Here is a 20163-nt window from a genome sequence, read left to right as displayed (position 1 = left end):
GTCAGGTGTTCAGACCCGCCCGCCAGGCGGAGTTCCTTAAATCAGCCCCAGCGCCTTGAAAACAAATGCATATTCGAGTGCTACGTCACGTAATCCCTGGTAACGCCCACTCATGCCGCCGTGGCCCGCACCCAGCTCGGTCTTGAGCAGTAGCAGGTTATCGTCGGTCTTGGTGTCGCGCAGCTTGGCCACCCACTTGGCCGCTTCCCAATATTGCACGCGGCTGTCGTTGTAGCCGGCGATCACCAGCGTGGCCGGGTAGGCCTGGGCGCTGACGTTTTCGTACGGCGCGTAAGCCTTGATCCGCTCATACACCTCCGGCTCTTCAGGGTTGCCCCATTCGTCGTACTCGGTGATGGTCAACGGCAATTCAGGGTCGAGCATGGTGTTGAGCACGTCGACGAACGGCACTTCGGCAATGGCCGCCTGGAACAGCTCCGGGCGCTGATTGAGCACTGCACCGATCAACAGGCCGCCGGCGCTGCCGCCGCTGATAGCCAGTTGCTTGGAGGTGGTCAGGCCTTGGGCGATCAGGTGTTCGGCGCAGGCGATAAAGTCGCTGAAGGTATTTTGCTTGTGCTCCTGCTTGCCGGCGCGGTACCAGGCTTCGCCCAGTTCGCCGCCCCCGCGTACATGGGCAATGGCAAAGGCCACGCCACGGTCCAGCAGGCTCAGGCGCGCGTGGGAGAACCACGGGTCGAGACTCTGGCCATAGGCGCCGTAGCCGTATAGGTACAGCGGCGTCGGCTTACCCAACTGGTCGCGGCGGACGACAAGACTGATCGGCACCTGAGTGCCATCGGCCGACGTCGCCCACAACCGTTGGCTGACGTAGTCGTCGGCGTTGAACACACCGAGCACCGGGGTTTCCTTGAGCACCTGTTGCGCGCCGCTGGCCAGTTCCAGCTGGCGCACCTGGGCCGGGCGGTTCAGGGCCTCATAGCGCAGGCGGATCTTGTCGCTGGCAAATTCCAGGCTGTTCTGCACATAGAGGCTGTAGGCCGCGTCCGGCAATTCCACCCGATAAGGTGCTTGGCCTTGTGGGTGCACTTCGATGATCGGCAAACCACCGATGCGCAGGCTCAGGGTCATGGCCCGGGCGTTGAGGCTCACGCCATCCAGCATCACTGCGTCGTCGTGGGGGATCAGGTTCTGCCAGTCGTCCTGGGTCGGCACGCTGCCGGTGTCGGCGGCCTGGAACAGGGCGAAGTTGATGCCGTCGCGGTTGCTGCGGATAAACCAGGTCCATTGGTCGTCCAGCTTGCCGTGGTCGACGTCATATTCATGGCCTTCGACCCGTGGCGCCAGGCAGGTAAAGGCCTGCTGCGGCTGCTCGGCGTCCAGGGCCCAGATCTCGCTGGTGGTCTTGCTGCCCAGGGCCAGCAGCAACTGGCGCTCGGAACTTGAGCGGTAGCAATGCAGGAAGAAACGGCCGTCGGGCTCGTGGAACACTTCTTCGGCGGCGGTGCCGTCCAGGCGATAGCGATACAGTTTGTGCGGGCGGTGGGTGTCGTCCAGTTCAGTGAAAAACAAGGTCAGGCTGTCGTTGGCCCAGGTCATGCTGCCGTCGCAGTCTTCGAACTCCAGTTCGCTGACCTTGCCGGTGGCCAATTCCTTCACGTAGAGGGTGTAAATCTCTTCGCCGTTGGTGTCCAGGCTGTAGGCCAGGCGCTGGTGGTCGGGGCTGATGCTGAAGGCGCCAAGGGAGAAAAAGCCGCCATTGGCAAGCACGTTCGGGTCCAGCAGCAGCTCTTCCGCGCTTTCGTCGACCTGTTGGCTGTCATCCGCCGGGCGCGGGCAGCGGTAGTGGCGGGCATATTCGTCACCGGCGGTGGTGCGGGTGTAATACAGGTACGGGCCCCAAGGCGAGGGCAGGGACAGGTCGGTTTCGAGGATGCGGCCCTTGATCTCTTCGAACAGGGTTTCGCGCAGCGCCTGTTGGTCGGACAATTCTGCTTCTTGCCAGGCATTTTCCGCCTTGAGGTAATCGAGCACCTCGGCGCTGTCCCGCGCTTGCAGCCAGGCGTACGGGTCGGTGCCGGGGGCCTTGCGGGCGATCGGGGCGGCAGTGATGTGGGTCGCTGGGGGCATGGATCACTCTCTGTCTGGCGGTTGGCCGACGGCATTGCAGCCTCGGCACTGAAAAGCCGTTATCATAGCGGCCTGTTTGCCTACCTTGCCATGGACACCATGACCGAGAACGACTATCTGATCGCTTGGGGCCTCTACGCCTTCGCAGCCCTGGGTTGCCTGTTGGTGTGGTTTGCCATGACCCGCTGGATGTGGCGCTGGCTGCGCGAACCGCTGCGGCTGCTGATGGCGGTGCTGCTGTTCAGCCCGACCATTGTCGACCCGGTGAAGACCCAGTTCGCCCCGGCCGTGGCCATCACCGCCCTGGACCTGGTGCTCAAGGTCGGCAACAACGCCTGGCGGGCAATTTCCGATCTGTTCATGTATTCCATGATCGCGTTTGGCGTGTACCTGGTGTTTGTGCTGATCCGCTGGCCCATCGAGCGTGCCTCCAGGGCCCGCCGTGAGCAGAAGGCCGCCGCTGCGGCAGCCGCTGAAGCCGAGCCGGAGGATGACGACGAACCCTTCGCCGATGAGCGTTACGGTCGCCCGGCACCTGTCAGCGGTATGCGGGTCGAACCGCGCCTTTAACGTTGTACGCCCTGTATCGAGAAGCCTGGCATGTGTGAATTATTGGGCATGAGTGCCAACGTACCGACCGATATCGTGTTCAGCTTTACCGGGCTGATGCAACGCGGCGGACGGACCGGCCCCCACCGCGACGGTTGGGGCATCGCCTTCTACGAGGGCCGTGGCCTGCGGTTGTTCCAGGACCCGGCGGCCAGCAGCGAATCGGAAGTCGCGCTGCTGGTGCAGCGTTATCCCATCAAGAGTGAAGTGGTGATTGGCCATATCCGCCAGGCCAATGTGGGCAAGGTGTGCCTGTCCAATACCCACCCGTTCGTGCGTGAACTGTGGGGCCGCAACTGGTGCTTCGCGCATAACGGCCAACTGGCGGACTTCAACCCCCGCGCCACGTTTTACCGCCCGGTGGGTAATACCGACAGCGAGGCGGCGTTCTGCGATTTGCTCAACCGAGTCCGTGAAGCGTTCCCGGAACCGGTGGACATCGAACAGGTGCTGCCTGACCTGATCGCCGCCTGCAGCGAATACCGCAGCAAGGGCGTGTTCAACTGCCTGCTCAGCGACGGTGACTGGCTGTTCTGCTATTGCTCGACCAAACTGGCACAGATCACCCGGCGCGCGCCGTTTGGCCCCGCACGGTTGAAAGATGTCGACGTGATCGTCGATTTTCAGGCCGAAACCACCCCCAATGACGTGGTGACGGTGATTGCCACCGAACCCCTGACCGAAAACGAGACCTGGACCCGCTACGAACCGGGCCAGTGGAGCCTGTGGCGACGCGGCGAATGTGTCAGCCAAGGCAAAACGGAATAAGGACGTCGAATATGTTGCTCAGCTATTTGCGACTGGTGTTGTTTGCCGTGGGTCTGTTGGTCGGTGTGCAGGTACCGGGATTCATCAGTGACTACGCCAAGCGCGTCGAAGCCCATCTGATCGAGGCCCAGACCGGCCTGCGCGGCTTTGATGCTACGGCGCAGCAGTTCTTCAACGGCGATTTGCAGGCGCTGGTGGCTCATTACCGTGCCAGTGACGACCCGGTGTTTCGCAGCGATGCCAACAGCCTGGGCACGTTGCTCGACCGCCAGGTAGCGCTGGATAAACAGTTCCAGGCGATGCAAGGCCCGTGGTACATCCGCGCGCTGCAAGTGGCCGTGGCTGCCGACCCGGCAATTCGCCAGGAAACCTGGAACGGCTACAGCTACATGCTGTTACTGACCCCGGAAGCCATGGGCTGGGGCCTGGGTGGGGCGATGCTGTTGTCGTTTGGCCTGGAATGCCTGTTCCGCCTGATCGACTGGGTGGTGTTGGGCGGCAAGCGCCTGCGCCAGAGCCGGCCGATTGAAGAGCGGGACCTCAAGGGGCTTTAAAGGCTGACGCGGTCAAATTGTGGGAGCGGGCTTGCTCGCGAATGCAGTGCGTCAGTGACATATAGGTTGGCTGGTACACCGCATTCGCGAGCAAGCCCGCTCCCACAGTTTTAAATCGGTTCCTTCAGTGGCATGGGTTTGCTCAGCACCATCAAACCCTCGCCGACCTTCTGCGCATACCGCTCCACCACGCTCTGGCACAGCGCCACAATCTCCTCCACCAACTCCACTCCTATTCGCCACGACACCACCACCTGCAAGTTCGGTGGTCGTTGCTCCATGGGCAGCATGGTCAATTCTCCTCGTGCCAACTCTTCGCTGACCAATACGGGCGGAAACGCACCAATCCCGAACCCGTCCCGCAGCAGGCGGGTGATCGCCGACACCGAGTTCACACAGCTCATTCGTGGCGCGGCTACGCCGTTCGCCTGCATCAGGCTGAGCACGTCCTGGTGCGGACAGGAGTTTTTCGAGTAGGTGATGATGCGCTCCTGGGCCAGTTCGGCGAGGGACGCGTAGTCGCGGTTGTAGATCGAGTGGCTGGCAACGATCCAGCCCATGGGATGGCTGGCCAGTTCCAGGCTGCGCACGGTTTCCTGGCGCAGCAGGTCGGTTTGCAGGATCAGGTCGAGAAAGCCTTTTTGCAACTGATCGCTGAGGTTCAGCGCGGTATCGGCGACCAACTCGATTTCCACCCGTGGGAAGTGGTCCGTCAGTTCTGCCACCAGCGCGCTTAGCCAAGTGTGGATCACCGTGTCCATCACCCCGATGCGGATACGCCCGACCTTGCTGCTGGTGGTTTCCAGGGACTGCTTGAGCCCTTGCATGGTCGCCATCATCTGCTCGGCATAATCGAGCACCTTCAAGCCCTCCGGCGTCAGGCTCACCCCCCGGGAGTCGCGCAGGAACAGCTTCACCCCCAGCTCGCTTTCCAGCACGGCGATGCGACTGGAGATCGAGGCCTGGGTCGTGAACAGCTTCTCCGCCGTCAGGCGAAAGCTCTTGAGCTTGGCCACCCAGACGAAGGTTTCGAGGAACTTCAAATTCATGGGATCAACTTTTCTTATGCATGGATCGGTTTTTATTAGTTGGACGCAGCGTGTCGCAAACGCCAAAAATCGAGCTGTCTCACGATAAGCGTCGTTGGGGTTCAGGACAACATCGTTGCGAGATCTTGGTAAAAGATCCCACACTACAAAAAAACAAAGCCTACAGGAGCCCTACCGTGAGCCGCCTGCTATTGAACTGCGACATCGGCGAAAGCTTTGGCAACTGGACCTTGGGTCTGGATGCCGAGGTCATGCCTTTCATTGATTGCGCCAACGTTGCCTGCGGCTTCCACGCCGGCGACCCGAGCATCATGCGCAAGACCGTCAGCCTGGCCTTCAAGCATGGCGTGCAGGTGGGCGCACACCCGGCGTACCAGGACCTGCAGGGTTTCGGCCGCCGCTCCATGGCCTACACCCCGCAGGAAATCCAGGACCTGTTGCACTACCAGATCGGCGCCCTCGACGGTATTTGCCGGGCCCAGGGTGGGCGGGTCAGCTACGTTAAACCTCACGGCGCGATGTACAACGACATGATGGCCAAGCCGGCGCAATTGCGTGCGGTGATCCAGGCCGTGGCGGCCTACGACGCCAGTCTGCCGTTGATGCTGATGGCCACCCGCGACAACAGCGCTGCCCAGGCCCTGGGCGACGAATATGGCGTGACCCTGTGGTTCGAAGCCTTCGCCGATCGTGCTTATGACAGCGCTGGCCATCTGGTCTCCCGCCAGTTGCCGGGGGCGGTGCACCACGATCCGGAAAAGATCATCCAGCAGGCCTTGATCATCGCCCGGGGTGAGCATCTGGTCGCCAGCGACGGCAGCCCGTTGCACCTGCAGGCCAATACCTTGTGCGTACACGGCGATAACGCCAGCTCGGTGGCCGCCGTGCAGCGCATCCGCGAGGCGTTGACCCCAGCATGAAACCACGGATTGAAGTCGTAGCCATCGACAGCCTGATGGTGCGCCTGTTTGATGTGATCGCCGAAGACAACATGCCCTGGATGCTCGCCGCCACCCGCCGTTTGCGGGAAGGTTTTGGCCCGGCGCTGGTGGACCTGGTGCCGTCCTACACGACCCTGATGGTGCATTACGACCTGATGGCGCTGAGCCCGGCCCAGGCGCGGGAGTTGATCGATCAGGCGCTTGAAGCGCTGCAGCCAGAGCCCAAGGGCAGCGGGCAATGCCATGTGTTGCCAGTCTGGTATGACCTGAGCGTCGGCCCCGAACTGCCGTTGCTCGCGCAGCGCAGTGGGCTGGCGGTGGAGGAGGTGATCCGTCGCCACAGCCAGCACGAATATCAGGTGTTCGCGTTGGGCTTTGCGCCGGGGTTTGCCTTTATGGGCCTGGTGGACGAACTGCTCGCAGCTCCACGACTCAATACGCCGCGCAAGCGGGTGGCGGCCGGCAGCGTGGGGATCGCCGAGCGGCAGACGGCGGCCTATCCGGTGGTATCGCCGGGTGGCTGGAACCTGATCGGCCGCACACCGGCCAAGCTGTTTGATCGAGAGCGCGAGGGCTACAGCCTCATGCAGCCGGGGGACACCGTGCGTTACGAAGCGGTCAGCCATAGCGAATTCATCAACCTGGGTGGCGATGACACACCGTTGGAGGCCCAGGCATGAGCCGCTTGTTGATCGAGGCCAGCACCCCGCTGTGCTTGTTGCAGGACGCTGGACGTTTTGGTGTGAGGCATTTGGGCGTGACCCAGGGCGGCGCGCTGGATTGGGTGTCGATGTCGTGGGCCAATTGGTTGCTGGGCAATGCCCTGGATGCGCCGGTGGTAGAAATCACCTTGGGTGGCTTCACCGTGCAGGCCGATGACTATTGTCTGCTGGCGTTGGCCGGGGCGGATTTGGGCGCTTATGTCGATGAAAGAGCGATCAGCCCGGGGCGCAGTTTTATTCTGCAAAAAGGCCAGCGTTTGCGGTTTACCCAGCCGTTCAGCGGCGCGCGGGCTTACCTGGCAGCGCCGGGCGGGTTTGATGCGCCGCAGGTGCTGGGCAGTTGCGCTACGGTGGCGCGTGAGGAACTGGGCGGGCTGGATGGCTTTGGCCGAGCGCTGGCTGAAGGTGCGCAGTTGAGCTATTCAGGGGTGGGCGGTGCGATGCGGGTGTTGTCTGCGGAGCAATTGCCGAAACTGGATTCGAAGGCGCCACTGGAGGTGATCCTCGGGGCGCAGATCGGCCAGTTCGGCGGGCAGAGTCTGTTTGACGTGTTCAACAGTGAATGGACCCTCGACAGCCGTGCCGACCGCATGGGCATGCGCTTGCTCGGCACACCGCTGGAATATCAGGGACCGTCGCTGATTTCGGAAGGCATCCCGCTGGGCGCGATCCAGGTGCCACCGGATGGGCAGCCGATTGTATTGCTCAATGATCGGCAGACCATTGGCGGTTATCCGCGACTGGGTGCGTTGACGCCATTGGCGCTGGCGCGGCTGGCGCAGTGTTTGCCGGGGGAGAAGGTGAGGTTGGCGCCGGTGATGCAGGAGACGGCGCATCGGCAGCAGGTGGAGTATTTACGCCGCTTCGCCAGAAACTAAAGACCACCGCAGGACAAAGTGTGGGAGCGGGCTTGCTCGCGAAAGCGCAGTGTCAGTCACCGAATATATTGGCTGATACACCGTCTTCGCGAGCAAGCCCGCTCCCACATTTGATCGTGGTTGTCTGGGAAACAGGTTACTTCGACAAAAAGCGCATCCCTTCCTCAAGCCCGCGCAACGTCAACGGAAACATCTGGTCCTCGATCAAGTCCCGGACTATCCCGGTGGACGCCGTATAGCCCCAAGTGTCTTTCGGGTACGGATTAATCCAGATCAGCTTCTTGTACTTCTCCATGAACCGCTGCATCCACACATACCCGGGCTCTTCATTCCAGTGCTCGACGCTGCCGCCGGCCTGGGTGATTTCATACGGCGCCATGGCCGCATCCCCGATAAAGATCACTTTGTAGTCGGCGCCGTACTTGTGCAGCAGATCCTGGGTCGAGGTGCGTTCCGAACCCCGGCGCATGTTGTTCTTCCACACCGATTCATAAATGAAGTTGTGGAAGTAGAAATACTCCAGGTGCTTGAACTCGGTCTTGCACGCGGAGAACAGCTCTTCGCAGGTCTTCACATGGGCATCCATCGAGCCGCCGATGTCGAACAGCAACAGCAGCTTGATGGTGTTACGCCGCTCCGGGCGCATCTGGATATTCAGCAACCCGGCATCGCGTGCCGTATGGTCGATGGTGCCGTCGATGTCCAGCTCTTCCGCCGCCCCCTGACGCGCGAACTTGCGCAGGCGGCGCAGGGCGATCTTGATGTTGCGGGTGCCCAGTTCCACCGAATCATCGAGGTTCTTGTACTCGCGCTGGTCCCAGACCTTGACCGCTTTGCCCTGGCGCTTGCCGGCATCACCCACGCGAATGCCTTCGGGGTTGAAACCGCCGGAGCCGAACGGGCTGGTGCCGCCGGTGCCGATCCATTTGTTGCCGCCGGCGTGGCGTTCCTTCTGTTCTTCTAGACGCTTCTTGAACTCCTCGATGAGCTTGTCGAGACCGCCGAGGGACTGGATCTGCGCGCGCTCTTCGTCGGTCAGCGAGCGTTCGAATTCCTTGCGCAGCCAGTCTTCGGGAATCAGTGCTTGCAGGTGATCGTCGAGTTTTTCCAGGCCATTGAAGTAGGCGCCGAAGGCCCGGTCGAACTTGTCGAAATGCCGTTCGTCCTTCACCAAAATCGCCCGGGCCAAGTAGTAAAACTCGTCCATGTCGGCGAAGGTCACGCGCTGTTTCAGCGCGTTGATCAGGTCCAGCAGCTCACGCACCGAGACCGGCACCTTGGCTGCACGCATTTCATTGAACAGGTTGAGCAGCATGGCAATCGCCCTTATCGGTTACCGCGACGGCTCATGAACGCCAGGCGCTCCAGCAACTGCACGTCCTGCTCGTTTTTCACCAGGGCACCGGCCAGGGGCGGGATGGCCTTGGTGGGGTCGCGCTCGCGCAGTACCGCTTCGCCGATGTTGTCGGCCATCAGCAGTTTCAGCCAGTCCACCAGTTCGGAAGTGGACGGTTTTTTCTTCAGGCCCGGTACCTTGCGCACGTCGAAGAACACATCGAGTGCCTCGCTGACCAGGTCCTTCTTGATGTCCGGGTAGTGCACGTCGACGATCTTTTGCAGGGTGGTGCGGTCCGGGAAGGCGATGTAGTGGAAGAAGCAGCGGCGCAGGAACGCGTCCGGCAGCTCTTTTTCGTTGTTGGAGGTAATGATGATGATCGGGCGTTTCTTGGCCTTGATGGTCTCGTCGATTTCGTAGACGTAGAACTCCATCTTGTCGAGTTCTTGCAGCAGGTCGTTGGGGAATTCGATGTCGGCCTTGTCGATTTCATCGATCAGCAAGATGACCCGTTCCTCGGACTCGAAGGCTTCCCAGAGCTTGCCCTTTTTCAGGTAGTTGCGTACGTCATGCACCTTGTCCACGCCCAGCTGCGAGTCACGCAGGCGGCTCACCGCGTCGTACTCGTACAGGCCCTGATGGGCCTTGGTGGTGGACTTGATGTGCCAGGTGATCAGCTTGGCGCCAAAGGATTCGGCCAGTTGCTCGGCGAGCATGGTCTTGCCGGTGCCCGGTTCGCCCTTGACCAGCAGTGGCCGCTCCAGTGTGATGGCGGCGTTGACGGCCAGTTTCAGGTCATCGGTGGCAACGTAGGCCTGGGTGCCTTCGAACTTCATCTATCAATCCTCGAACGTGACGCCGAACGGTCGGGGACCGAAGCGGGCGAGTAATCAGCTTTGCCCGACTATACCGCGCAGCCCCGGCGACTGTGAACGCAGACGGGCTATTCAGTCTCTGAATGGGCAGTCACGTTGAAGATCAATCTGTCGAGGGCTTGGGCTGTTCATAGCGGGCGTTGAAAGCCTGGACGAAACCGTTGCGCAAAATCTGCAAAAACGCCTGGAACGCGCTGATATCTTGCTGGTGCACGTTGCCGCTCAGCTCCACGCGGGTGGCAAACTGGTTTTTGTTCTGGTTTTTCAACACGGTCTCGCTGGCGCCCACCACGGCCTCCCAGATTGAGCGGAAGATGCTCTTGTCCTTGTTCTCGACATCCTGTTGCCAGTTGAACACCTCGACGTTGCGCAGCAAAGGCTTGATGTAGCCGGTCAATTGGCCTTTTTCGGCCTGGGCTTCGACCACCAGATCGCCGGTGCCCGCATTGAAGTCGAATTTGCCGTAGGCCGAGGCGAAGTCATTCATGCGCTTGAGTTGGATATCCCGGGCCCGGAAGCGGAATTCGAAGTTTTCGAAATTGCTCAAGGGGTCAAACGTCGCGGTGGCTTCCAGCGGCGCCTGGCCCAAAAACAGTGCCTTGCCATCGAAACGCGCGTCGCGCTGGCCTTTGACGTCCACCACGTTGGTCAGGTTGTAGAAGGTCGCGTTGACCTGAGTGGCATACATGTTCACCGGCGGTTTCGAGCTGAAGTTATGGAAGGCGATTTTCCCATCGTTGATGTGCACCTCATTGAGGGTGATCGGCAACAGTTTGCTCAGTTGTTCCCGCCAGTCGGTGCCCTGACCGGTCTGGGATGCCTGCTTGTTGGTGCCGCCGTCGACGAAATTCAGTTCCGGCTTGATGAACTGCGCCTCAGCCACCACCGCGTGGTCGTACCACAGCGAATGCCAGCTGACCGACAGATCGATCACCGGCGCCTTGACGAACGGTACCGGCACCTTGCCGTCGACCTTGACGATCTGCAACCCGTTGATTCGATAGGCGCCGCGCCACAGTGCCAGGTCGACATCGGTGACTTGGCCGCGGTAATCGCCCATGTCGGCGAGTTTGTCATTCAGGTAGTTGCGCACCAGATAGGGCAGGGCGATATCCAGGACGACCAGCAGTACCACGACCCCGGCGAGGGTCCAGAGGGGCCAACTGTAGCGACGTTTCATGGGAATTTTCTCCATCCGTGTAGGCGATTGACTGCTGCCGTCGCCGGACGTTCGCTTGACTGGACGCCTCGCAACACGAGGCATACCCTTGGGGCCTTCCTGAAATTGCCTTAAGGACCCGTCATGAGCCGCATTTTTGCAGACAACGCGCACTCCATCGGTAACACGCCCCTGGTTCAGATCAACCGCATCGCCCCGCGTGGCGTGACTATCCTGGCCAAGATCGAAGGGCGTAACCCGGGGTATTCGGTGAAATGCCGGATTGGCGCAAACATGATCTGGGACGCCGAAGGCAGCGGCAAACTCAAGCCGGGCATGACCATTGTCGAGCCGACGTCCGGCAATACCGGCATCGGCCTGGCGTTTGTTGCCGCCGCTCGTGGTTACAAGTTGTTGCTGACCATGCCCGCTTCCATGAGCATCGAGCGCCGCAAAGTGCTCAAGGCCCTCGGCGCCGAACTGGTGTTGACCGAGCCGGCCAAGGGCATGAAGGGCGCGATCGAAAAGGCCGGCGAAATCCTCGCCAGCGACCCGGCCAAGTATTTTATGCCGGCCCAGTTCGAAAACCCGGCCAACCCGGCGATCCACGAGAAAACCACCGGTCCGGAAATCTGGAATGACACCGATGGTGCCGTGGACGTGCTGGTGGCAGGCGTAGGCACCGGCGGCACCATCACTGGGGTGTCGCGCTATATAAAGAACACCCAGGGCAAGCCTATCTTGTCGGTGGCGGTGGAGCCCATCAGCTCGCCGGTGATTACCCAGGCGCTGGCCGGTGAAGAGATCAAGCCCAGCCCTCACAAGATCCAAGGCATTGGCGCCGGCTTTGTGCCGAAGAACCTCGACCTGTCGATGGTCGACCGAGTCGAACTGGTCAGCGATGAAGAGTCCAAGGCCATGGCTTTGCGCCTGATGCAAGAGGAGGGGATTCTCTGCGGTATCTCCTGTGGCGCGGCAATGGCCGTGGCGGTGCGCCTGGCGGAGAAGCCGGAAATGCAGGGCAAGACCATCGTCGTTGTGCTGCCTGACTCCGGTGAACGCTACCTGTCGAGCATGCTGTTCGCCGATTTGTTTACCGATCAGGAAAACCAGGCTTGATTCAAATCAGCGCGGTGGCGCGGCCCTTATGCATAATTGGCCCGTTATCGCGCACCGCTAGATGCTGATTGTTGGAGTGCGCGGGTTTTTCCCGAGGCCCGGAGTGTTTATCATGGCCGGCTGCTACGTCTGGTTTCCCGATAATGGGAGGCTAATGGCCAGACGCCTATTTCCAGGAGTTGCTGCATGACCTTTTCTTTGGCCGCCAAACTGTCGGTGTTGCTGCTGTTTATCGGCAGTACGCTGTACGTGCATTTGCGTGGCAAGGCCCGCTTGCCGATGTTGCGTCAGTTCGTCAACCATTCGGCGCTGTTCGCCCCGTATAACGCCTTGATGTACATCTTCTCCGCCGTGCCGTCCAAGCCGTACCTGGACCGCAGCAAGTTTCCGGAGCTGGACGTGCTCAAGGACAACTGGGAAGTGATTCGCGAAGAGGCCATGCACCTGTTCGACGAGGGTTACATCCGCGCCGCCGAGAAGAACAACGATGCCGGTTTCGGCTCGTTCTTCAAGAAGGGCTGGAAGCGGTTCTACCTCAAGTGGTACGACAAACCGTTGCCGTCGGCTGAACTGCTGTGCCCGAAAACCGTGGCCCTGGTCAGCAGCATTCCCAACGTCAAGGGCGCGATGTTTGCCCTGTTGCCCGGTGGCAGCCACCTCAACCCGCACCGTGACCCGTTTGCCGGTTCCCTGCGTTACCACCTGGGCCTGTCCACGCCGAACTCCGACGACTGCCGCATCTTCGTCGACGGCCAGGTGTATGCCTGGCGTGACGGTGAAGACGTGATGTTCGACGAGACCTACGTGCACTGGGTGAAGAACGAAACCGAGCACACCCGGGTAATCCTGTTCTGCGACATCGAACGCCCGCTGAGCAGCCGCCTGATGACGCGCATCAACCGTTGGGTCAGCGCCCAACTGGGCCGCGCTACCGCGCCGCAGAACCTGGATGACGAACGCGTTGGCGGGATCAACCAGGCGTATGCCTGGAGCAAGCGCTTCAGCGACAGCTTCAGCGGTGTGGTCAAGCAGTGGAAGCGCAAGCATCCGAAGGCTTATCGCATCCTGCGACCGGTGCTGGCGGTGGTGGTGCTGACGGCGTTGGGGTATTGGTTGTTTGGTTAAGGCTTTTGCAGGCATAAAAAAACCGCTCGATTGAGCGGTTTTTTTATGCTTTTGATTTGTTGGGGTTGCCCGCTAAAAGGCTGGGCTCATCAACGCTGGTCGTCATGGCTGCACTGAGAAAACGGCGCTGATTGGCGGTGAGTGCTAGTGCTGGGACTACAGACTCTTTTATTGGCTTCGATGATGATTTCTGGCTGACGGAGTTTTTAGGAACTGCTCCCATATTAGCCTCCACTGTTGATCATTAATTGAGCATGGTTGCGATGCTAAGCCTTCTCTACTGCTATCACAAGCCTCCCTTGGGAGTCGAAGTCAGAGCCTAGATTCCTGTAGACGGGAATTGCACCAGGCGTGGGTTCTTGAATCTCTATCCACTGACTGCCAATGATCTGTGCGTAATGATCAACGGCGATCATCGTCAGCGCAGCGATACGGCTTTTCAATGGATGGGTTTTTCCGGGTTTTCCTTCTAGTCGGATGATTTTGATCCGCAACCGACTTTGATTTGGGTTGGCAAAGCACAATCCACATAATTCGACGTCGAACCAAATGGACAGGTCAAACGCCAGTGGCTCATGCGCTTTCCACGTTGCAATCTCCTCCCAGTAAAAGTGTGGGGCCTCATCCCATTCTTGATAGGCAATCAATGCCTCGGTGTTGATGGGCTCAAATCGTACCTTGGTCAAGTCGACGTCATTGCTTTCATCCTGTTTAAGGGCTTCGTACCACTGCCTTGTAGAGGCTTTCGCAAGGTGTAGCGCCTTTGAGCGGTATAACTGATAGCGCAGAGAATCGCGTTTTTTTGGCATTGGTCATCATGAGTTAAAAGCCCCCCGGATTCGGAGCGGATTGGTTTTTCCCAAGGCTAGTGGCGTTGACCCAAGCTGTCCTTACTGGCCTTTTGGCGAAGTCATTGCAAAGCATGTCCCCAGCTGGTTATAGTCGGCCCCAGGTGTTTTCAGACACCTTGTCCATCCCCTCAAAAAAGATCAGCACATGCCAGCTTCCTTGCGCATAGCGGTAGTCGATTCAGCGGTCAACGCTGTGGTCCTGCCGTGCGGGAGCCAGCAGCCAGTGCAGATCAGTCACTACCCCCCACCTGTCAGTAGCACGCCGGTGTACGCAGTCGTATCACCGCCGGGTGTTGGCATTTCGGGCTGATCAGCTGATGGCTGTTCCCCTGTGCCCGCCTGAAAAAAACCTACTGAATTTCAGCCTTTGCTGAGTTGGCTTTTTGCCTGATTACAGGTGGTATCCATGTCTGTTCTTTCGAAACAATCCGTGGCCGCGGCGGCCTCGACGAGCCTGTTTGTCTTGCTGTGGAGCAGCGGGGCGATTTTCTCCAAATGGGGCCTGGCCCATGCTTCGCCCTTTGCGTTTTTGCTGATCCGTTTTGCCATCGCCCTGGCGGGGCTGGTGATACTGGTCCCGATCCTCAAGTTGAAGTTGCCGCGCCCCGGCAAGCCGATGCTCTACGCGGCGGCCACCGGGCTGGTGTTGTTGGGGGCTTACCAGATTTTCTATCTGCTGGCCCTGGACCTCAAAGTCACGCCCGGCATGATGGCAACCATCATGGGCGTGCAACCGATCCTGACCGTGGTGTTGATGGAGCGTCAGCGTTCCTGGAGCCGGATGTTCGGCCTGGCGCTGGGGTTGGCGGGGTTGATCATGGTGGTGTACCAGGGCATCGGCATGTCCGGGATGTCCCTGGCGGGTATGCTCTTTGGCCTGTTGGCCCTGGCCAGCATGACCTTTGGCTCGATCATGCAGAAGCGCATCACCGAAAACCCGCTGGGCACGCTGCCGGTGCAGTACTTCGCTGGCTTGTTGTTGTGCTCGGTGTTTGTGCCGTTCCAGCCGTTCCACTTTGAACACAGCAGCGGCTTTTTCGTGCCGGTGCTGTGGATGGGGTTGGTGGTGTCGCTGCTGGCGACGCTGTTGCTGTACCGGCTGATCGCTCGGGGCAACCTGGTGAATGTCACCAGCTTGTTCTATCTGGTGCCCGCGGTGACGGCGGTGATGGATTACCTGATCTTCGGCAACAAGCTGGCAATCCTGAGCTTGCTGGGGATGGGGCTGATCATTGTCGGATTGGCTGTTGTGTTCCGTAGGAGCTGATCAACCTCAGCTGTAGGAGCCGAAACGCTCCTACAGCTTCCCGGCCAATTTCCCTGGCCGAAGCACTAGCCACAACGCCCCCGCAATCAACAACCCGCCATACAGATGCGCCATGGACAGCGGCTCATCCAGCAGCAACGCACCCCACAACACCCCGAACGGCGGAATCATGAAGGTCACGGTCATCGACTTCACCGGGCCGATGGAGGTCAGCAAGCGGAAGTACAGGATGTAGGCAAACGCCGTACATACCAGCCCCAATCCGAGCAACGACAACCACACAGGCCAGCCACCCCAACTGGCCGGTGGATGGCTGATGGCACTCCAGGCAAACAGCGGCAGCAGGAACAGCGTGGCCCCGAGCATGCTGCCCAAGGCTGCGAGACGACTGTCCAGCCCGCCCCGTTGATCGAGCCAGCGCCTTGCCAGGAAGCCCGCAAAGCCATAACAGGTAGTCACCAACAAGCACGCCAGCGCGCCCATCAGCAGTTCCATGTCGAAGGCCACCGGCCCGGCGCGGGTCAGGATGCCAACGCCGAACAGCCCCAGGCACACGCCGGCAATTTTCGACGGCGTCAGACGCTCACTGAAAAACAGCCCGCCAATCAGCACGCCCATCAGCGGCGTCGTGGCATTGAAGATCGCCGAGTAACCGGCCGGCAGCACTTGGGCCGCCACCGAATACATGGTCGCGGGAATGCCCGAGTTGATGACGCCCAGCAACAGGACCGTCTTGAACTTGCCCTGGAAATCCCAGCTCACCCGCATCATGGCGAGGATCACCAGCAGGCCGGTGGCGGCAATCGACACCCGGAAAAATGCCGTAGGAATGGTGCCGATTTCCGGCGCGATAATTCGCATGAACAAAAAACTCGCGCCCCAGATAGCGGCCAGCACCAACAGGTGGAGGGTGTCGACAGGTCTCACGGAAAAACTCCTGTTTGATAAGGGCGGAAGTGTTGCCCACGGACCTGTCTGACACAATCGCTAATACATGTTTTACAGCACGAAGCGCGTTACCAAGCCATTGAGGTCCACCGCCAGCCGCGACAGTTCCTGGCTGGCCGCCGAAGTCTGGGTGGCACCGGCGGCGGTTTGTGTCGACAGGTCCCGAATGTTCACCAGGCTGCGGTCCACCTCTCGGGCCACCAGTGCCTGCTGCTCGGCGGCGCTGGCGATCACCAGGTTGCGCTGGCTGATCTGCGAGATCGCCGCAGTGATTTTCTCCAGCGCACTGCCGGCGCTGTTGGCCCGCTGCAAGGTCTGGCCGGCGTGTTCGGCGCTGCTGTTCAGCGCGCCAACGGTGTCCTGGGTACCTTGCTGGATACCGTTGATCATCTGCTCGATTTCTTCGGTGGAGTCCTGGGTGCGTTGCGCCAGGGAGCGCACTTCGTCCGCCACCACGGCAAAACCGCGACCGGCCTCGCCTGCGCGGGCCGCCTCAATTGCCGCATTAAGTGCCAGCAGGTTGGTCTGCCCGGCAATCCCGCGAATCACTTCCAGCACCTTGCTGATGTCCTGGGCCTGCACGGCCAGGCCTTCGGCCTTGGTAGAGGCCCCGAGCACCTCGTCCACCAGGTTCTGGATCGAGCTGATGGTTTCGCTGATCTGGTAGTGGCCGTGTTTGCTGTCTTCGTCGGAGGCCTTGGACGCTTCGGCGCTGGACACCGCATTGCCCGCCACTTCATCCACTGCCGCGCTCATTTGCGTCACGGCAGTGGCGGCCTGTTCGATTTCATCGTTCTGCGCTTGCAGGCCGCGGGTGCTTTGTTCCATCACCGAACTCATCTCTTCCGCCGCCGAGGCCAACTGCTGCGACGACTCACTGATGCCACGGATGGTGTCTTGCAGGTTGGTCTGCATGGTGGCCAGGGCCGTCAACAGTTGCGCCGGCTCATCCTTGCCTTCCACAACGATCGGCCGGCTCAGGTCGCCGGAGGCGATGGTCCGGGCCACCGTCAGTGCCTGGCCAATCGGTGCGGTGATGCTGCGGGTCAGCAGCCAGGCCAGCAACAAGGTGGCGAGCAGGGCGGTGACGATGATGCTGCCGACCACCCATTGGGCGCTGGTGTACATCTGCGCCGCCGACTCTGCGGCGTCTTCCACACCTTTTTGATTGAAGGTGATCATGTCTTCCAGGCTTTTATTGAGGACCATGCCTTGGGGCGCCAGCCGGCTGTTGAGCAGGTCCATGGCGTTTTGCTGTTGGTCCTGGTCGACCAGTTGAATCATCTGGGCGACGATCGTCATGTAGGTCACAACGTTGGCTTTCAACTGCTTGAGCAGGTCGCGTTCCTGCTCGTTGCTCAGCAGGGTTTCGTGACGGTTCAGCAGTTCCTCAAGGTCGCCACGCTGGCGGGTGATCAGGTTTTTGCTGTTGTCACGCACCCGGGACTCATCGGTGGTGAGCAAGCGCAACGCTTCCAGGCGGATGCTGGCGACATAGGCGGTGCTGTCGTGAATGTTTTCAATACTCGGCATCCACGACTCTTCGATGATCAGCGCGCTTTCCCTCAGCTTGGCCATTTGTCCCAGGCCAAACAGGCCGACCACTATCAACAGGCTGGCCAACACCCCAAAACTCAGACTGGCGCGCAGACCGATCCCCATATTCCTCAATGACATCTCAATGCTCCTTGGGCGATTAGAACCTGTTCCCGGGTCGGTCTTCTGACCTTGTTAGGTGGGAGAGGGCGCGCTATATAGCAAAGAGCCATCATGTAAGGTAATCAGGGTTTCCCTTACGTTGGATCCAATGCTCTTAAGGAAAGTGAGGTCCAGCGAGCTAGAGCAAATACTCGGGTTTTCCAAGGGGCACCCGAGGGAGGCCTGTGGCTAAAGGCTTTCAGATGAAACGTTTAACTTGGCAAGGCTGACTTTGAGGTTTTTTATTGACCGAATGGTCGAATTAATAAAATTGAAAATAAATGTACAAAATGAACAAACCTGTACAAGTCTGAACGGAAAATGTCCCTTCTCCTGTCCCTGCACACTGGCTAAGCTCAGCTCATTCCAAATGCCCGCAGAGGTTTCCCAAATGCCGCAGCAAACGCCCGCCCTCGACATTGCGCAGATGATCCTCGACGGCTTCGACGACTACCGCGAGCACTTCCGCCAGATCACCGATGGCGCCCGGGAGCGTTTCGAAAAGGCGCAGTGGCAGCAAGGGCAGGCGGCTTCGGCAGCGCGCATCAACCTGTATGAAGACAAGGTCAGCGAAGTCACGGCGCGGCTGCGGGCGGCCTTCGATGAAGCCGTGTTACTCGACATTGCCGCCTGGCCGCTGGTGAAAAGCGCCTACATCAGCCTGATCGACCTGCGGTTTGACGATGAGCTGTCCGAGACCTGGTACAACTCGACGTTTTGCGGGCTGTTCAGTCACGACCTGATCAGCGACGGCTGCATGTTCATTCACACCACCCGGCCCAGCCTGCGCCGTGCCCGTGCCGCGCAAACCCGCACCTACAAGCCGGGGGGCAAGCTGGCGGGCATGCTGGAACAGATTTTCGCCGACTACCGTTTCAGCGAATCCTACGCCGACTTGCCCGCCGACCTGCGCCGCCTGGAAGCGCAATTGCGCGAAAACCTGCCGGACTGGGTGTGCAAAGACCCGGACCTCAACGTCGAACTGTTTTCCTCGGTGCTGTACCGCAACAAAGGCGCTTACCTCGTCGGACGCATCTGCACCCGCGACGAACAGTGGCCGCTGGTAATCCCGCTGCTGCATCGGGAAGGGCGCGGCATCCAGATCGACGCGCTGATCACCGACGAAGCGGACGTGTCGATCATCTTCTCGTTCACCCGCTCCTATTTCATGGTGGATGTGCCGGTGCCGGCGGAGTTTATCGGCTTCCTCAAGCGCATCCTGCCGGGCAAGCACATCGCCGAGCTGTACACCTCCATTGGCTTCTACAAACACGGCAAATCCGAATTCTACCGGGCGCTGATCAACCACCTCGCCACCACCGACGACCAGTTCATCATGGCCCCGGGCGTACGCGGCATGGTCATGAGCGTGTTTACCCTGCCGGGCTTCAATACCGTGTTCAAGATCATCAAGGACCGGTTTTCGCCGTCGAAGAACGTCAATCGCGCCACGGTGATCGAGAAGTACCGGCTGGTGAAAAGCGTCGACCGGGTAGGGCGCATGGCCGACACCCAGGAGTTCGCCGACTTCCGTTTTCCGTTGAGCAAGTTCGAGCCCGAATGCCTGGCCGAGCTGCTTGAAGTGGCCGCCGGCACCGTCGAAGTGGAAGGCGATACGGTACTGATCCGCCACTGTTGGACCGAGCGGCGCATGACCCCGCTCAACCTCTATCTCGAAAACGCCAACGAAGCCCAGGTCCGCGAGGCGCTGGAAGACTACGGCCTGGCGATCAAGCAACTGGCGGCGGCGAATATTTTCCCTGGCGATATGTTGCTGAAGAATTTTGGCGTCACCCGCCATGGTCGCGTGGTGTTCTACGACTATGACGAAATCTGTTTCCTGACCGAGGCCAACTTTCGCCACATCCCGGCGCCGCGTACTCCGGAAGATGAAATGGCCTCCGAGCCCTGGTATTCCATCGGCCCACTGGATGTGTTCCCGGAGGAATTCCCGCCGTTCCTGTTTGCCGATGCTGGCCAGCGCCGGCTGTTCGACGAACTGCACGGCGAGTTGTACAACGCCGACTACTGGAAAGGTCTGCAAGAGGCGATTCGCGCCGGCAAGGTGATCGATGTGTTTCCTTACCGGCGCAAGGGCCTGGACAATGAATGAGGGGAGCGCGTGGCGGCGCTTTTCTGCGACAATCCGCCCCCTGCCTACATAGACGACCTT

General features: G+C 60.1%; 19 protein-coding genes. 10 read left to right on the top strand and 9 right to left on the bottom strand.

The genetic code is table 11. The annotated features are described in order from the left end of the window. Positions 1-36: 36 nt before the first annotated feature. Positions 37-2091 (bottom strand): S9 family peptidase, encoded by a 2055-nt coding sequence (locus tag JFU58_RS27900; RefSeq protein WP_063032528.1) that lies wholly within the window; start codon positions 2089-2091, stop codon positions 37-39. Between the two features lie 21 nt (positions 2092-2112). Here JFU58_RS27900 and JFU58_RS27895 point away from each other — a divergent pair, with 21 nt between their 5' ends. From JFU58_RS27895 to JFU58_RS27885, 3 genes are read left to right on the top strand one after another with little or no spacing between them, the layout of a single operon-like run. Beyond that, positions 2113-2661 (top strand): MFS transporter, encoded by a 549-nt coding sequence (locus JFU58_RS27895; protein WP_201142843.1) that lies wholly within the window; start codon positions 2113-2115, stop codon positions 2659-2661. A gap of 30 nt (positions 2662-2691) precedes the next feature. Further along, on the top strand, positions 2692-3468 hold the full coding sequence (locus JFU58_RS27890) for a class II glutamine amidotransferase (protein ID WP_201142842.1): 777 nt from the start codon (positions 2692-2694) through the stop codon (positions 3466-3468). Positions 3469-3479: 11 nt separating this feature from the next. Then, positions 3480-4022 carry a DUF2937 family protein gene (locus JFU58_RS27885; RefSeq protein ID WP_017479178.1) on the top strand — a complete coding sequence of 181 codons (543 nt, stop codon included), beginning with the start codon at positions 3480-3482 and terminating at the stop codon, positions 4020-4022. 110 nt (positions 4023-4132) lie between these two features. Here JFU58_RS27885 and JFU58_RS27880 read toward each other — a convergent pair whose 3' ends face one another. Beyond that, positions 4133-5071 (bottom strand): LysR family transcriptional regulator, encoded by a 939-nt coding sequence (locus JFU58_RS27880; protein WP_063032526.1) that lies wholly within the window; start codon positions 5069-5071, stop codon positions 4133-4135. A 176-nt stretch (positions 5072-5247) separates the two neighbouring features. On the opposite strand from JFU58_RS27880, the gene JFU58_RS27875 reads away from it, so the two are divergent. The 3 genes from JFU58_RS27875 to JFU58_RS27865 are packed head-to-tail and all read left to right on the top strand — an operon-like array spanning position 5248 to position 7612. Next, a complete protein-coding gene (locus tag JFU58_RS27875; protein WP_093200652.1) occupies positions 5248-5991 on the top strand; it encodes a 5-oxoprolinase subunit PxpA in 744 nt (247 codons plus the stop codon). Then, on the top strand, positions 5988-6692 hold the full coding sequence (pxpB, locus tag JFU58_RS27870; RefSeq protein ID WP_177026445.1) for a 5-oxoprolinase subunit PxpB: 705 nt from the start codon (positions 5988-5990) through the stop codon (positions 6690-6692). Before JFU58_RS27875 ends, pxpB begins: the two co-directional genes overlap by 4 nt. After that, positions 6689-7612, top strand: a complete 924-nt coding sequence (locus JFU58_RS27865) for a 5-oxoprolinase subunit C family protein (protein ID WP_201142841.1) — start codon at positions 6689-6691, stop codon at positions 7610-7612. The genes pxpB and JFU58_RS27865 overlap by 4 nt, the downstream gene beginning before the upstream one ends. A 136-nt stretch (positions 7613-7748) precedes the next feature. Here JFU58_RS27865 and JFU58_RS27860 read toward each other — a convergent pair whose 3' ends face one another. The 3 genes from JFU58_RS27860 to JFU58_RS27850 all read right to left on the bottom strand — a co-directional run bounded on the left by JFU58_RS27860 (position 7749) and on the right by JFU58_RS27850 (position 11003). Next, positions 7749-8927, bottom strand: coding sequence for a vWA domain-containing protein (locus JFU58_RS27860; RefSeq protein ID WP_003210689.1), 1179 nt, complete (start codon positions 8925-8927; stop codon positions 7749-7751). A gap of 11 nt (positions 8928-8938) precedes the next feature. Further along, positions 8939-9784: an AAA family ATPase gene (locus JFU58_RS27855; RefSeq protein WP_003210690.1), complete on the bottom strand. Its 846-nt coding sequence runs from the start codon at positions 9782-9784 to the stop codon at positions 8939-8941. A gap of 142 nt (positions 9785-9926) precedes the next feature. Beyond that, positions 9927-11003: a DUF748 domain-containing protein gene (locus JFU58_RS27850; RefSeq protein WP_201142840.1), complete on the bottom strand. Its 1077-nt coding sequence runs from the start codon at positions 11001-11003 to the stop codon at positions 9927-9929. A 123-nt stretch (positions 11004-11126) separates the two neighbouring features. Here JFU58_RS27850 and cysK point away from each other — a divergent pair, with 123 nt between their 5' ends. Both cysK and JFU58_RS27840 read left to right on the top strand, forming a co-directional pair. Then, a complete protein-coding gene (gene cysK, locus JFU58_RS27845; RefSeq protein WP_063032516.1) occupies positions 11127-12101 on the top strand; it encodes a cysteine synthase A in 975 nt (324 codons plus the stop codon). A 186-nt stretch (positions 12102-12287) separates the two neighbouring features. Then, the gene (locus JFU58_RS27840; RefSeq protein WP_017479171.1) at positions 12288-13226 is read left to right on the top strand and encodes an aspartyl/asparaginyl beta-hydroxylase domain-containing protein; all 939 of its coding nucleotides are present in this window, start codon (positions 12288-12290) and stop codon (positions 13224-13226) included. 43 nt (positions 13227-13269) lie between these two features. On the opposite strand, the gene JFU58_RS27835 is transcribed toward JFU58_RS27840, so the two are convergent. After that, positions 13270-13449 (bottom strand): hypothetical protein, encoded by a 180-nt coding sequence (locus JFU58_RS27835; protein WP_201142839.1) that lies wholly within the window; start codon positions 13447-13449, stop codon positions 13270-13272. 43 nt (positions 13450-13492) lie between these two features. Continuing rightward, a complete protein-coding gene (locus JFU58_RS27830) occupies positions 13493-14035 on the bottom strand; it encodes a hypothetical protein (protein WP_177026443.1) in 543 nt (180 codons plus the stop codon). 448 nt (positions 14036-14483) lie between these two features. Here JFU58_RS27830 and JFU58_RS27825 point away from each other — a divergent pair, with 448 nt between their 5' ends. Beyond that, positions 14484-15344: a DMT family transporter gene (locus JFU58_RS27825; protein WP_201142838.1), complete on the top strand. Its 861-nt coding sequence runs from the start codon at positions 14484-14486 to the stop codon at positions 15342-15344. 30 nt (positions 15345-15374) lie between these two features. Here the strand turns inward: JFU58_RS27825 and JFU58_RS27820 are convergent, their stop codons facing one another. After that, positions 15375-16271 carry an EamA family transporter gene (locus JFU58_RS27820; protein WP_201142837.1) on the bottom strand — a complete coding sequence of 299 codons (897 nt, stop codon included), beginning with the start codon at positions 16269-16271 and terminating at the stop codon, positions 15375-15377. 72 nt (positions 16272-16343) lie between these two features. Continuing rightward, positions 16344-17954, bottom strand: coding sequence for a methyl-accepting chemotaxis protein (locus JFU58_RS27815; protein WP_446739994.1), 1611 nt, complete (start codon positions 17952-17954; stop codon positions 16344-16346). Positions 17955-18381: 427 nt separating this feature from the next. On the opposite strand from JFU58_RS27815, the gene aceK reads away from it, so the two are divergent. Continuing rightward, entirely contained in the window at positions 18382-20103 is a 1722-nt protein-coding gene (gene aceK, locus JFU58_RS27810; protein ID WP_201142835.1) for a bifunctional isocitrate dehydrogenase kinase/phosphatase, read from the top strand. Positions 20104-20163: the final 60 nt, after the last annotated feature.

It is taken from the genome of Pseudomonas sp. TH34 (genome assembly GCF_016650865.1).
In the GTDB taxonomy this organism is placed as follows: domain Bacteria; phylum Pseudomonadota; class Gammaproteobacteria; order Pseudomonadales; family Pseudomonadaceae; genus Aquipseudomonas; species Aquipseudomonas yamanorum.
This window is presented reverse-complemented; position numbering and strand designations above follow the sequence as displayed.

Excerpts from the sequence above, each read along its gene's own strand:
- JFU58_RS27860 (WP_003210689.1), bottom strand. The coding sequence starts at position 8,927 with ATGCTGCTCAACCTGTTCAATGAAATGCGTGCAGCCAAGGTGCCGGTC.
- JFU58_RS27825 (WP_201142838.1), top strand. The coding sequence starts at position 14,484 with ATGTCTGTTCTTTCGAAACAATCCGTGGCCGCGGCGGCCTCGACGAGC.
- JFU58_RS27840 (WP_017479171.1), top strand. The coding sequence starts at position 12,288 with ATGACCTTTTCTTTGGCCGCCAAACTGTCGGTGTTGCTGCTGTTTATC.
- pxpB (WP_177026445.1), top strand. The coding sequence starts at position 5,988 with ATGAAACCACGGATTGAAGTCGTAGCCATCGACAGCCTGATGGTGCGC.
- JFU58_RS27855 (WP_003210690.1), bottom strand. The coding sequence starts at position 9,784 with ATGAAGTTCGAAGGCACCCAGGCCTACGTTGCCACCGATGACCTGAAA.
- JFU58_RS27815 (WP_446739994.1), bottom strand. The coding sequence starts at position 17,954 with ATGGGGATCGGTCTGCGCGCCAGTCTGAGTTTTGGGGTGTTGGCCAGC.
- JFU58_RS27850 (WP_201142840.1), bottom strand. The coding sequence starts at position 11,003 with ATGAAACGTCGCTACAGTTGGCCCCTCTGGACCCTCGCCGGGGTCGTG.
- aceK (WP_201142835.1), top strand. The coding sequence starts at position 18,382 with ATGCCGCAGCAAACGCCCGCCCTCGACATTGCGCAGATGATCCTCGAC.
- JFU58_RS27835 (WP_201142839.1), bottom strand. The coding sequence starts at position 13,449 with ATGGGAGCAGTTCCTAAAAACTCCGTCAGCCAGAAATCATCATCGAAG.
- JFU58_RS27880 (WP_063032526.1), bottom strand. The coding sequence starts at position 5,071 with ATGAATTTGAAGTTCCTCGAAACCTTCGTCTGGGTGGCCAAGCTCAAG.
- cysK (WP_063032516.1), top strand. The coding sequence starts at position 11,127 with ATGAGCCGCATTTTTGCAGACAACGCGCACTCCATCGGTAACACGCCC.
- JFU58_RS27890 (WP_201142842.1), top strand. The coding sequence starts at position 2,692 with ATGTGTGAATTATTGGGCATGAGTGCCAACGTACCGACCGATATCGTG.
- JFU58_RS27900 (WP_063032528.1), bottom strand. The coding sequence starts at position 2,091 with ATGCCCCCAGCGACCCACATCACTGCCGCCCCGATCGCCCGCAAGGCC.
- JFU58_RS27865 (WP_201142841.1), top strand. The coding sequence starts at position 6,689 with ATGAGCCGCTTGTTGATCGAGGCCAGCACCCCGCTGTGCTTGTTGCAG.
- JFU58_RS27885 (WP_017479178.1), top strand. The coding sequence starts at position 3,480 with ATGTTGCTCAGCTATTTGCGACTGGTGTTGTTTGCCGTGGGTCTGTTG.
- JFU58_RS27830 (WP_177026443.1), bottom strand. The coding sequence starts at position 14,035 with ATGCCAAAAAAACGCGATTCTCTGCGCTATCAGTTATACCGCTCAAAG.